Raw genomic sequence first — 13,054 nt, 5'->3', positions numbered from 1 at the left:
CACCCGTCAGCCTGCCTGCCCGCCTGCCTGCCACAGCACCCGTCGGTACGCCCGTCAGCCCGTAGAACGGTCCGCCCGCCGGCCCGGCCCTGAGTCCGCCTGGAGGACCAGCAGCGCCAGGTCGTCCTCCGCCGGCCGTTCGCCGAACTCGTGCACCAGCCGCTTGATGCGCTCCGCGATCAGTTCCGCGTCCAGTCCCACGCAGCCGGCGAGCGCCTCCGCGAGCCCGTCCTCGTCGTCGAACTGGCGCGAGCCGCTGCGCCGCTCGGTGACCCCGTCGGTCACGCACAGCAGGCTGTCGCCGTGCCGCAGCTCGAAGGTCTCACTGGTGTACGTGGCGTCCTCGACGACCCCGAGGAGGGTCTGCGGGTGTGCGGCCGTACGGACCTCGCCGCCCGCCCCGAGGAGCAGCGGCAGCGGGTGCCCGGCGGAGGCGAGGGTGCAGCGGACACCGCCGTCGAAAGGGACCAGCTCGCCGTAGAGGAGGGAGAGGAAGCGGGTCTGCGGGCCGTCGCCGGGTGCGAGGGGCCGGCCGCTCGCGGAGGCCAGCGCGCGGGCCGCCGCGTCGGCGGCCTCCGTGGCGTCGTCGAGGAGCAGCTGGTTGAGGCGGTCCAGGACGTCGGCGACGCGGTATCCCTCGCGGGCCAGCAGCCGCAGCCAGGGCCGGGCGAGGCCGATGACGACGGCCGCCTCGGGGCCCTTGCCCTGGACGTCGCCGACGGCGAAGCACCAGCGGCCGTCGCCGGCCGGGAAGAGGTCATAGAAGTCGCCGCTGGGTCCGCCCTTGTCGCACGGCTCGTAGACCAGGGCGCTGTGCATCCCCGGTATCTCGGCCACCGCGCCGGGCAGCAGTCCGCGTTGCAGGACGGCGCTGATGGTGGCCTGGCGGGCGTACTGGCGGGCCGCTCCGACGGCGAGGGCCACCCGCCGGCTGAGGTCCTCGACCAGGCCGGTGATCTCGTCCGGGAAGCTCAGCAGTCCGGAGCGGCCGATGACCAGGGTGCCGAGCGGGCGGCCGCCGGCCGCGAGGCGGTAGGCGAGCGCGGAGCCGTGGCCTCCGTGCGGGCCGAGCGCGTCGCCGGGCCACGGGAACGGGGCGGGCCCGGGGCGGGCGGGTTCGGGCGGGCGGGGCGGCTCCTTCTCCAGGGCCTGGCGGAGTTCCTCGATCCGGTTCTCGTTGCTGTGCCACACCCGGGTCAGGCGCGGCCCGGTTCCCCCGGCCCCGTCGGCCGGCCAGCCGCCCCGGCCGGTCAGCTCGTCCTCCAGCCACACCGCGCACCAGTCGGCCAGCCGCGGCACGATCAGCTGCCCGGCGAGCGCGGCCACGAGGTTCTCGTCGAGCTGTCCGGCGAGCAGGTCGGAGGCCTCGGCGAGGAAGGAGAGGGCGCCGCGGTTGAGCCAGTCCCGGTCCTGTTCGACGCGCTGCGGTTCCGGGGCGAGTATCTCGGCGACGCGCAGCCCGCTCTCCCCCGCGTACGCCTCGCGCGCGTCGGCGGCCGACGCGCCCCGCGCGGACAGCCGGGCCCACACCGTCTTGGCGCCGGTGCGGTAGGTGATGCCCCAGGACTCGGAGAGCGCGGCGACCAGTCGGAGGCCGTTCCCGTACTCCGGTGGGTCGTACGACGGGTCGAAGGGCGTGTCGCGCGGGGCGCGTGAGGGGTGGTGGTCGTGGACCTCGACGACGAGGGCGCCGCTCTCCCCCTCCAGCCGGTAGTCCACCTCGACGTCGGTGCCGGCGTGCACGACGGCGTTGGTGACCAGTTCGCTGACGACGACCACGCCGTCTCCGGCCAGCCGGTCGGTGAGGTGCTCGGTGCCGGGCAGTCCGCGTTCGGCCCACTCGGAGAGCGCGGCGCGCAGGAGTGCGCGGGCGGCGCCGGGCGCGAGGGAGCTGCCGGGCAGTTCGGCGTGCGCCAGGGCGCGCGGGGAGGCGGCCGGAGGCGGGTGCGAGGACGTGGACGGACGGGTGTGCTCAGGCGCGTCGGTGGGTGCGTGGACCTCGACGCGCGGGAGCGCGCTCTCGTGCGCGGGCGCATCAGAGCCACGGGAATCGGTCTCCCGTTGCGCCGGAATGGCCCCCATGGACAGCTCCCCTGCAGCTCGCTGAGCGGTTCGGACGAATACGCCTCAGTCGATGGCGACAGAGTGACAGACTGGCCACGGCCATAAGCGCCGAGTTACCGAAGTGGGCCGCCATGAGTGAGAACAGTGCTACGCGTGTGCTCGAAGATGGACACAAAGATGGCCTGATTCGAGCATCGGATCTGCGTCCCCTGCTCGCCGCGATGACCGCGGCCCGGGACGGCGACTTCTCGAAAGTGCCGGAATCGGGCCACGGACTGGTGGCCGAACTGACCGCCGTCTTCAACCAGGTGATCGACCGCAGCACGCACTTCAACACGGAAGTGCAGCGCGTGAAGCGGGACTTGGTCCGGCACGGCCGGCTCGACGAGCGGCTCTCGGCGAGCCCGGGCCAGGGCTCCTGGACCTCCCGGGTCAACGACGTGAACCAGCTGCTCGACGCCCTGGTCGCCCCGGCGGCCAACGCCACCCGGGTGCTGGACGCGGTGGCCGGCGGTGATCTGACCCAGCGGGTCGATCTGCACGACGGCAACCGGCAGTTGCGCGGTGATCTGCGCCGCCTGGGCCGGGCGGTGAACAAGATGGTCGACCAGCTCTCCCTGTTCACCGGCGAGGTGACCCGGGTGGCCCGTGAGGTCGGCACCGAGGGCCGGCTAGGCGGTCGGGCCAAGGTGACGGGTCTGTCCGGAAGTTGGCGGGACGTGACCGAGGCGGTCAACACCATGGCGTCCCGGCTGACCGCCCAGGTCCGTGACATCGCCCTGGTGACCACGGCGGTGGCCCGCGGCGATCTGACCCGCACGGTCACGGTCGAGGCGACCGGCGAGCTGCTCGAACTGAAGCTGACCGTGAACACGATGGTCGACCAGCTCTCCGCCTTCGCCGACGAGGTGACCCGGGTGGCCCGCGAGGTCGGCACCGAGGGGCAGTTGGGCGGCCGGGCCCAGGTGCGGGGCGTGTCGGGGGTCTGGAAGGACCTCACGGACAACGTCAACTTCATGGCCTCGAACCTGACTTCACAGGTCCGCAACATCGCCCAGGTGACGACGGCCGTGGCGAACGGCGACCTGAGCCAGAAGATCACCGTCGACGCCCAGGGCGAGATCCTGGAGCTGAAGTCCACCATCAACACCATGGTCGACCAGCTCTCCGCCTTCGCCGACGAGGTCACCCGGGTCGCCCGCGAGGTCGGCACCGAGGGCAACCTCGGCGGCCGGGCCCAGGTGAGAGGTGTCTCCGGGGTCTGGAAGGACCTCACCGACAACGTCAACTTCATGGCGGACAACCTGACTTCACAGGTCCGCAACATCGCCCTGGTGTCGACCGCGGTGGCCCAGGGCGACCTGGGCAAGAAGATCACCGTGGAGGCGAAGGGCGAGATCCTGGAGCTGAAGTCGACGATCAACACCATGGTCGACCAGCTCTCCGCCTTCGCCGACGAGGTCACCCGGGTCGCCCGCGAGGTCGGCACGGAAGGCAACCTCGGCGGTCAGGCCCAGGTACGGGGTGTCAGCGGGGTCTGGAAGGACCTCACCGACAACGTCAACTTCATGGCCCTGAACCTGACTTCGCAGGTCCGCAATATCGCCCAGGTGACGACGGCCGTGGCGAACGGCGACCTGTCGAAGAAGATCACCGTCGACGCCCGCGGCGAGATCCTCGAACTGAAGGACACCGTCAACACGATGGTGGAGCAGCTGCGCGCCTTCGCCGACGAGGTGACCCGGGTGGCCCGCGAGGTCGGCACGGACGGCCGGCTGGGCGGCCGGGCCCAGGTGCTGGGTGTCTCCGGCGTCTGGCGCGATCTGACCGACAACGTCAACTACATGGCGGACAACCTGACTTCACAGGTCCGCAATATCGCCCAGGTGGCGACGGCGGTGGCGCAGGGAGACCTGTCGAAGAAGATCGACGTGGACGCGCGGGGCGAGATCCTCGAACTGAAGACGACCATCAACACGATGGTGGACACGCTCTCCTCCTTCTCCTCCGAGGTCACACGCGTGGCCCGCGAGGTCGGCTCCGAGGGCCAACTCGGCGGCCAGGCAAGGGTCGAGGGTGTCTACGGCACCTGGAAGCGCCTGACGACCAACGTCAACGAACTCGCGCTCAACCTCACCACCCAGGTCCGCGCGATCGCCGAGGTGGCCTCGGCGGTGGCCCAGGGTGACATGTCCCGCTCCATCACGGTGGAGACCCAGGGCGAGGTCACCGAACTCAAGGACAACATCAACCTGATGGTGGCCAACCTCCGCGAGACGACCCGCGCGAAGGACTGGCTGGAGTCCAACCTGGCCCGCCTCGCCGCGCTGATGCAGGGCCACCGGGACCTGATGGAGGTCGCCGACCTGATCCTGCGCGAGCTGACCCCGCTGGTGAACGCCCAGTACGGCGCGTTCTTCCTGGCCGACCCCGACGAGGACACCCTGCGGACCGCCATCCCCGCCAAGGGCCTCGCGTTCATCGCGGGGTACGGCTCCGCACAGGGCGCGACCGTCGACACGGGCGCTATGCCGGTGCACGGGCTGGTGCGGCAGGCGGCCCGCGAGAAGAAGCGGATCCTGGTGGAGGAGGCCCCGCCGGACTACATCAAGATCAACAGTGGTCTGGGCGAGGCCGCCCCGGCGAGCGTCGTCATCATCCCGATCCTCTTCGAGGACAAGCTCCTCGGTGTGATCGAGCTGGCGTCCTTCTCCCGCTTCTCCGACGTCCATCTGGCCTTCTTCGACCAGTTCGTGAACACCATCGGCGTCGCCATCAACACCATCATCGCCAACTCCCGCACCGAGTCCCTGCTCGGCGAGTCCCAGCGCCTGGCCATGCAGCTCCAGGAGCGCTCGGACGAACTCCAGAAGCAGCAGGCGGAGTTGCAGCGCTCGAACGCGGAACTGGAGGAGAAGGCCGCCCTGTTGGCGACCTCCTCGCAGTACAAGTCGGAGTTCCTGGCGAACATGTCCCACGAACTGCGCACCCCGCTCAACTCGTTGCTGATCCTGGCACGGCTGCTGTCGGACAACCCGGACGGCCGTCTCTCCGACCAGGAGGTGCAGTTCGCGACAACGATCCACCGTTCGGGCTCCGACCTCCTCCAGCTGATCAACGACATCCTCGACCTCTCGAAGATCGAGGCCGGCCGGATGGACGTACGCCCGAAGCGGCTGCCCCTGATCAAGCTGCTCGACTACGTCCACGCCACCTTCCGCCCGCTCACCCTGGACCGGGGGCTGGCCTTCGAGGTGCCGGTCGGCGAGGACGTGCCGCGGGAGATGTACTCGGACGAGCAGCGCCTCCAGCAGATCCTGCGCAACCTGCTCTCCAACGCGATCAAGTTCACCGCCACCGGCCGGGTCGAGCTGCGGGTGACCCGGATGCAGGACCCCGAGCGCCGCTACGTCCGGGACAGCGACGACGTGATCGCCTTCTCCGTCTCCGACACCGGCATCGGCATCGCCCGCGAGAAACTCCCGGTGATCTTCGAGGCGTTCCAGCAGGCCGACGGCACCACGAACCGCAAGTACGGCGGCACCGGCCTGGGCCTGTCCATCAGCCGGGAGATCGCGGGCCTGCTGGGCGGCCGGATCGTCGCCGAGAGCGAACCCGGCCAGGGGTCCACCTTCACGCTGTACGTCCCCGTCGTCAGCCCCGGCCACCCGGCGACCGGCCCGGCCCCCGAGGACCGTCCGCTGCCGGTGCCGGAGGACCTGTCCATCGAGCCGTACTCCGTCCACGACACGGACGACTCGTGGCCCACGCCCACCAAGCTGGAGGAGTGGAGGGCGGGCCGGGCGGGCCAGGTGCTGGCCGGGCGCCGGGTGCTGATCGTCGACGACGACATCCGCAACGTCTTCGCCCTCACCCATGTCCTGGGCCGGGTCGGCATGCCCGTCCTCTACGCCGAGAACGGCCGCGAGGGCATCGAGACCCTGGAGCGCAACCAGGACGTCGAACTCGTCCTGATGGACATCATGATGCCGGAGATGGACGGCTACGAGACGATCGCCGCCATCCGCCGCACCCCCCGCTGGACGGGCCTGCCCATCGTCGCGCTCACCGCGAAGGCCATGCCGGGCGACCGGGAGAAGTCCATCGCGCGGGGCGCCAACGACTACGTACCGAAGCCGGTGGACGTCGACCAGCTGCTGACCGTCGTGTGCGCGCTCCTGGACCCCGAGCACGCGGAGGACACCGCGCGGTCGCACGACATCGAGCGGGCGGCGGTCACCGAGCGGGTGACGGTCGAGGAGGCCGCGGTCACCACCACGGACGACTGAATGAGGCCGGTCACATGAGCGCTGAGGCAACGACCGAAGAGAGCGCGGGCATCCTCCTGGTCGACGACATGGAGGACAACCTGATCGCCCTGGAGGCCATCCTGGGGTCCCTCAACGAACCGCTCGTCCGGGCGCGTTCGGGCGAGGAGGCGATGAAGGCACTGCTGCGCCGACCGTTCGCCCTGGTCCTGCTGGACATCCGGATGCCGGGCATGGACGGTTTCGAGACCGCCGCGAACATCAAACGGCTCGACCAGACCAAGGACGTCCCGATCATCTTCCTGACCGGCGCGGAGGACGACACCGGGTACGCGTTCCGGGGCTACGCGACCGGTGCCGCCGACTACCTGACCAAGCCGTTCGACCCGTGGGTGCTGCGCGCGAAGGTCACCGTCTTCCTCGACCTGCACCGCAAGAACCAGCAACTGGAGCGGCTGCTGGCGCAGGAGCACGCGGACTTCGGGGAGATGAGCACCCGACTGGCCTCCCTGGAGGCGCAGTTGACCGACGCCGCGGATCTGCCGACGCTACGCGCACAGGTGAGGGAGCTACGCGAACTGATGGCCAGGGCACGCGTGTCCTGACCGGGGGGCGGGGCTGGATCGACGTGCGGCTCCGCCGCGCGGGCGCGACAGCCACGCCGAACCGCCGATCGCCGAGCAGTCCCCCGCCCCCCTCCACCGAGGCGCTACGCCTCCCGTGAGCCCGCGTACATCTCGTCGATCAGGTGCTTGTACTCCCGCTCCACCACCGGCCGCTTCAGCTTCAGGCTCGGCGTGATCTCACCGTGCTCGATGTCGAGGTCCCTCGGCAGCAGCCGGAACTTCTTGATGGTCTGCCAGCGCTGCAGCCCCTCGTTGAGCTGCTTCACATAGCCCTCGACCATCGCGACCGTCACCGGCGCGGCGACGATCTCCGCGTACGGCTTCCCCGTCAGCCCGTTCTCGTCGGCCCACGCCTGGATGGACAGCTCGTCGAGCGCGATCAGGGCCGTGCAGAAGTTCCGGTCGGCCCCGTGCACCAGGATGTTGGAGACGTACGGGCACACCGCCTTGAACTGTCCCTCGACCTCGGCGGGCGCGATGTACTTGCCGCCGGACGTCTTGATGAGGTCCTTCTTGCGGTCGGTGATCCGCAGATAGCCGTCGGGCGACAGCTCGCCGATGTCGCCGGTGTGGAACCAGCCGTCCGACTCCAGGACCTCGGCGGTCTTCTCGGGCAGCCCGTGGTAGCCCTCCATGATGCCGGGGCCGCGCAGCAGGATCTCCCCGTCGTCGGCGATCCGGACCTCCGTGCCGGGCAGCGGCTTGCCGACCGTGCCGGTGCGGTAGGCCTCGCCGGGGTTCACGAAGGAGGCGGCGGAGGACTCGGTGAGGCCGTAGCCCTCCAGGATGTGGATGCCGGCGCCGGAGAAGAAGTAGCCGATCTCGGGCGAGAGCGCGGCCGAGCCGGAGACGCACGCCCGCAGGTTGCCGCCGAACGCCTCACGGATCTTGGCGAACACCAGCGCGTCGGCGACCTTGTGCTTGGCGGAGAGCCCGAAGGGCGCCGAGGCCGTGCCGGTGTGCCGGAAGTTGTCCTGGGTGACCTTGGCGTACTCGCGGGCGACCTCGGCGGCCCACTGGAAGATCTTGTACTTGGCGCCGCCGCCCGCCCGGGCCTTGGCGGCGACCCCGTTGTAGACCTTCTCGAAGATGCGCGGGACGGCCGCCATGTACGTCGGCTGCACGACCGGAAGATTCTCGATGATCTTGTCGACGCGGCCGTCGACGGCGGTGACGTGCCCGACCTCGATCTGCCCGGACGTGAGCACCTTGCCGAAGACGTGCGCCAGCGGCAGCCACAGGTACTGCACGTCGTCGGCGCTGACCAGCCCGGTCGCGGCGATGGCCTTCGCCATGTACGACCAGTTGTCGTGCGGGAGCCGGACACCCTTGGGGCGGCCGGTGGTGCCCGAGGTGTAGATGAGGGTGGCCAGCTGGTCCCTGGTGATCGCGCCGACCTTCTCCTTGATCAGGTCGGGGTTCTTCTCCAGGTACGCGGCGCCGCGCTGCTCCAGCTCGGCGAGCGTGAGCACCGAGTCACCGGTCTCGGCGCCGGCCGGGTCGATCACCACGATGTGGGTGAGGTCGGGCAGCTCGGCGCGCTTCTCACGCGCCTTGGCGAGCTGCTCGGCGTTCTCCGCGAAGAGGACCCTGCTGCCGGAGTCCGCGAGGATGAACGCGGACTCGTCGGCGTTGGTCTGCGGGTAGATCGTGGTGGTGGCGGCGCCGGCGCACAGGATGCCCAGGTCCGCGAGGATCCACTCGACCCGCGTCGAGGAGGAGAGGGCGACCCGCTGCTCCGGCTGTACGCCGAGCTCGATCAGCCCGGCGGCGATGGAGTAGACCCGCTCGGCGGTCTGTCCCCAGTTCAGCGACTTCCAGTCGTCCGGCCCCTCGCCGGAGGCCGCGGGCACCGGATAACGGTATGCCTCGGCGTCCGGTGTGGCCGCCACGCGCTCCAGGAAGAGGGCCGCCACGGTCGGCGGGCGGTTCTCGATCAGTGTCTGTGTGTCGCTCACGACATCCTCCGGGGCCCGCGGCAGTGCGGCTGGCTTGTTTAACTCGCGAGTAACTATCGGGCAGGGACAGAGTAAAGGGCGACCGGCCCCCGCGTAAGAGGCAACAGAGGGTCACTTACACCTGAACAAGAGCCCGGGGCCCGCCACGCTGACGCATGACGGGCCCCGGAATTCAGGCGTCCCGCGCGGCTACTTCTTGCCCTTGCCGGATCCCGCGTTCTCGTCGCTGGACAGGACGGCGATGAACGCCTCCTGCGGAACCTCCACGGAACCCACCATCTTCATCCGCTTCTTGCCTTCCTTCTGCTTCTCCAGCAGCTTCCGCTTACGGGAGATGTCACCGCCGTAGCACTTGGCGAGGACGTCCTTGCGGATGGCGCGGATGGTCTCGCGGGCGATGACCCGGGAGCCGATGGCGGCCTGGATGGGGATCTCGAAGGCCTGGCGCGGGATCAGCTCGCGCAGCTTGGCGACGAGCCGCACCCCGTACGCGTACGCGGCGTCCTTGTGGGTGACGGCGGAGAAGGCGTCGACGCGGTCGCCGTGGAGCAGGATGTCGACCTTCACCAGCTGGGCGTCCTGCTCGCCGGTGGGCTCGTAGTCCAGGGAGGCGTACCCACGCGTCTTCGACTTCAGCTGGTCGAAGAAGTCGAAGACGATCTCGGCGAGGGGGAGCGTGTAGCGGATCTCGACGCGGTCCTCGGAGAGGTAGTCCATGCCGAGGAGGGTGCCGCGCCGGGTCTGGCACAGCTCCATGATCGAGCCGATGAACTCGCTGGGAGCGAGGATCGTGGCCCGGACGACCGGCTCGAAGACCTTGTCGATCTTCCCCTCGGGGAACTCGCTCGGGTTGGTGACCGTGTGCTCCTTCCCGTCCTCCATGATCACGCGGTAGACCACGTTGGGCGCGGTGGCGATGAGTTCGAGGTTGAACTCGCGCTCCAGGCGCTCACGGATGACGTCGAGGTGCAGCAGCCCCAGGAAGCCGACACGGAAACCGAAGCCCAGCGCCGCGGAGGTCTCCGGCTCGTAGACGAGGGCCGCGTCGTTGAGTTGGAGCTTGTCCAGCGCCTCGCGCAGGTCGGGGTAGTCGGAACCGTCCAGCGGATACAGACCCGAGAAGACCATCGGCTTGGGGTCCTTGTACCCGCCGAGGGCCTCGGTGGCGCCCTTGTCCTTGCTGGTGATGGTGTCACCGACCTTGGACTGACGGACGTCCTTCACGCCGGTGATGATGTAACCCACCTCGCCGACGCCGATGCCGTCGGCCGAGGTCATCTCTGGCGAGGAGACGCCGATCTCCAGGAGCTCGTGCGTGGCGCCGGTCGACATCATCTTGATGCGCTCGCGCTTGTTGAGCTGGCCGTCGATGACGCGGACGTAGGTGACCACGCCCCGGTAGGAGTCGTAGACCGAGTCGAAGATCATCGCGCGGGCGGGGGCGTCCTTGACGCCGACCGGGGCCGGGACGTCACGGACGACCCGGTCCAGCAGCTCGTCCACACCGATGCCGGTCTTCGCCGAGACCTTGAGCACGTCCTCGGGCTGGCAGCCGATGAGGTTGGCGAGCTCCTCGGAGAACTTCTCCGGCTGGGCGGCCGGCAGGTCGATCTTGTTCAGTACGGGGATGATCTTGAGGTCGTTCTCCATCGCCAGGTAGAGGTTGGCGAGAGTCTGGGCCTCGATGCCCTGGGCGGCGTCGACGAGGAGCACGGTGCCCTCGCAGGCCGCGAGCGACCGCGAGACCTCATAGGTGAAGTCGACGTGACCCGGGGTGTCGATCATGTTCAGGATGTGCGTGTCGCCCTTGTCGTGGGTGGGGGCCCACGGCAGACGCACCGCCTGTGACTTGATCGTGATTCCGCGCTCACGCTCGATGTCCATGCGGTCGAGGTACTGAGCACGCATCTGCCGCTGGTCGACGACGCCGGTCAGCTGGAGCATCCGGTCGGCGAGCGTGGACTTGCCGTGGTCGATGTGCGCGATGATGCAGAAATTGCGGATCCGGGCCGGGTCGGTACGGCTCGGCTCGGGCACATGGCTAGGGATCGCGGGCACGCAGGGTCCTGATTCTTGAGGCGTCCGCAGTGTCTGCGGTCTCGGGTCGGATCGGATCGATACGTAGACCTCCATGGTCCCACGGGCGGGGACCGGCGACCGGTTTGGGCCACTCGGACGCCCACTGCTAGTCTGGGTAGCTGTGTCTCATGCCCTCTCAGCACGAGGCACATCTTCTGGAAATCATCGGTACGGGACCCGAGTGGCCCCGTGCCTGAACCTGTAGAGGCTCATTCGTGGCGAACATCAAGTCCCAGATCAAGCGGATCAAGACCAACGAGAAGGCCCGGCTGCGCAACAAGGCCGTCAAGTCCTCCCTGAAGACCGCGATCCGCAAGGCCCGCGAGGCCGCTGCCGCGGGTGACACCGAGAAGGCCACCGAGTACCAGCGCGCTGCCGCGCGTCAGCTCGACAAGGCCGTCTCCAAGGGCGTCATCCACAAGAACCAGGCCGCCAACAAGAAGTCGGCGCTTGCTTCGAAGGTCACCTCCCTCAAGGGCTGAACCTCTTCTTTGATCTGAACCGCCGGCAGGAATCGAGCGGGCCCTCTCTTCCGCTCCCGTCCGGCACCCCGAGTCTGTGCGCGACCTGCGTTCGCCACGCGGGCACGGACTCACCCCTGCACCAACCGAAAGCCCCGCCGACTGCCCTTCCCCAGGACAGCCGGCGGGGCTTTCGCCATTCACCCGCCCCCCGACCACACTCGGCCCGGGCCTCACTCGGGGTCGACCACACTTGATCTGGTCTCGCTCCGGGGTTGGTCGCACTCAGTCTGCTTTCACGCCGGGCCAGCCCTCTTCAGCCCGTCCGGCGTTTGAGGACGAGGCCCCTTCAGGGCCGAAGCGGGGCCTGGGGCGGCAGCCCCAGCGGGGTACGGGGCCAGAGCCCCGCGAGGGGTGCAGGGGACGCAGTCCCCGCCCGGGGTCAGGGGCGGAGCCCCTGAGGACGGGACGGGAAGGGGCGGCGAGGGCGAAACTCACCCCCGCCCGCAGCGCTACCCCCGCCCCCTGGACCGCGCCGCCCGCGCAATCGCCACAACAGCCTTCTCCAGCGCGTACTCGGGATCGTCCCCCCCGCCCTTCACCCCCGCGTCGGCCTCGGCCACAGCCCGCAACGCGTAGGCCACCCCGTCCGGCGTCCAACCCCGCATCTGCTGCCGCACCCGATCGATCTTCCACGGCGGCATCCCCAGCTCCCGCGCGAGATCCGCGGGCCGCCCGCCCCGCGCCGACGACAGCTTCCCGATCGCCCGTACGCCCTGCGCCAGCGCACTGGTGATCAACACCGGCGCGACGCCCGTGGCCAGCGACCACCTGAGCGCCTCCAGCGCCTCGGCCGCCCGCCCCTCCACCGCCCGGTCGGCGACGGTGAAGCTCGAAGCCTCGGCCCGCCCGGTGTAGTACCGCCCGACGACGGCCTCGTCGATGGTCCCCTCGACATCGGAAGCGAGCTGGGACACCGCTGACGCCAGCTCCCGCAGATCACTCCCGATCGAGTCGACGAGCGCCTGGCAGGCCTCCGGCGTCGCGGACCGCCCGATCGCCCGGAACTCGGCCCGCACGAACGCCAGCCGGTCCGCCGGCTTCGTCATCTTCGGGCACGCCACCTCCCGCGCCCCCACCTTGCGCGCGGCATCCAGCAGCCCTTTGCCCTTGGCGCCGCCCGCGTGCAACAGCACCAGCGTGATCTCCTCGGCGGGCGCCCCGAGATACGCCTTCACGTCCTTGACCGTGTCGGCCGACAGATCCTGCGCGTTGCGGACGACGACGACCTTGCGCTCCGAGAAGAGCGACGGGCTGGTCAACTCCGCGAGCGTCCCGGGCTGCAACTGGTCCGAGGTCAGATCCCGCACGTCCGTTTCGGCATCCGCCGCCTTGGCCGCCACCACCACCTCCCGCACGGCACGGTCGAGCAGCAGCTCCTCCTGACCGACGGCAAGCGTCACAGGGGCAAGCAGGTCGTCATCAGCACTCTTCCTGGCCATCGCGTACAGCATGGCACGGGCCACTGACAACGAGGTCCGCGCGCCGGAGCACGGGTGGACGCGTGCGTGTACGCGGGTCCACGCCCACGCACGAGC

Annotated in this window: 7 protein-coding genes; 3 read left to right on the top strand and 4 right to left on the bottom strand. The window is 69.7% G+C overall.

The genetic code is table 11. The features are described 5' to 3' along the window. Window positions 1-54: 54 nt before the first annotated feature. On the bottom strand, window positions 55-2,082 hold the full coding sequence (locus ACZ5VD_RS03290; RefSeq protein ID WP_468680432.1) for a SpoIIE family protein phosphatase: 2,028 nt from the start codon (window positions 2,080-2,082) through the stop codon (window positions 55-57). A 113-nt stretch (window positions 2,083-2,195) separates the two neighbouring features. Between ACZ5VD_RS03290 and ACZ5VD_RS03285 the strand changes: the two genes are divergently transcribed. Then, window positions 2,196-6,353 (top strand): HAMP domain-containing protein, encoded by a 4,158-nt coding sequence (locus ACZ5VD_RS03285; RefSeq protein WP_468552739.1) that lies wholly within the window; start codon window positions 2,196-2,198, stop codon window positions 6,351-6,353. 14 nt (window positions 6,354-6,367) lie between these two features. Further along, a complete protein-coding gene (locus ACZ5VD_RS03280) occupies window positions 6,368-6,937 on the top strand; it encodes a response regulator (protein WP_468552738.1) in 570 nt (189 codons plus the stop codon). A 104-nt stretch (window positions 6,938-7,041) separates the two neighbouring features. On the opposite strand, the gene ACZ5VD_RS03275 is transcribed toward ACZ5VD_RS03280, so the two are convergent. Both ACZ5VD_RS03275 and lepA read right to left on the bottom strand, forming a co-directional pair. After that, window positions 7,042-8,916 carry an AMP-dependent synthetase/ligase gene (locus ACZ5VD_RS03275; RefSeq protein WP_468552737.1) on the bottom strand — a complete coding sequence of 625 codons (1,875 nt, stop codon included), beginning with the start codon at window positions 8,914-8,916 and terminating at the stop codon, window positions 7,042-7,044. A gap of 189 nt (window positions 8,917-9,105) precedes the next feature. Then, complete coding sequence (lepA, locus tag ACZ5VD_RS03270) at window positions 9,106-10,974, bottom strand: translation elongation factor 4 (protein WP_468552736.1); 1,869 nt, start codon at window positions 10,972-10,974, stop codon at window positions 9,106-9,108. Between the two features lie 236 nt (window positions 10,975-11,210). Here lepA and rpsT point away from each other — a divergent pair, with 236 nt between their 5' ends. Beyond that, the gene (rpsT, locus tag ACZ5VD_RS03265; protein WP_468552735.1) at window positions 11,211-11,477 is read left to right on the top strand and encodes a 30S ribosomal protein S20; all 267 of its coding nucleotides are present in this window, start codon (window positions 11,211-11,213) and stop codon (window positions 11,475-11,477) included. Between the two features lie 491 nt (window positions 11,478-11,968). Here rpsT and holA read toward each other — a convergent pair whose 3' ends face one another. Continuing rightward, the gene (holA, locus tag ACZ5VD_RS03260) at window positions 11,969-12,958 is read right to left on the bottom strand and encodes a DNA polymerase III subunit delta (RefSeq protein ID WP_468552734.1); all 990 of its coding nucleotides are present in this window, start codon (window positions 12,956-12,958) and stop codon (window positions 11,969-11,971) included. Window positions 12,959-13,054 lie beyond the last annotated feature (96 nt).

This window comes from Streptomyces sp. NPDC032822 (assembly GCF_055578825.1).
The sequence above is the reverse complement of the archived record's forward strand: the minus strand, read 5'-3'. Positions and strand labels throughout refer to the sequence as shown.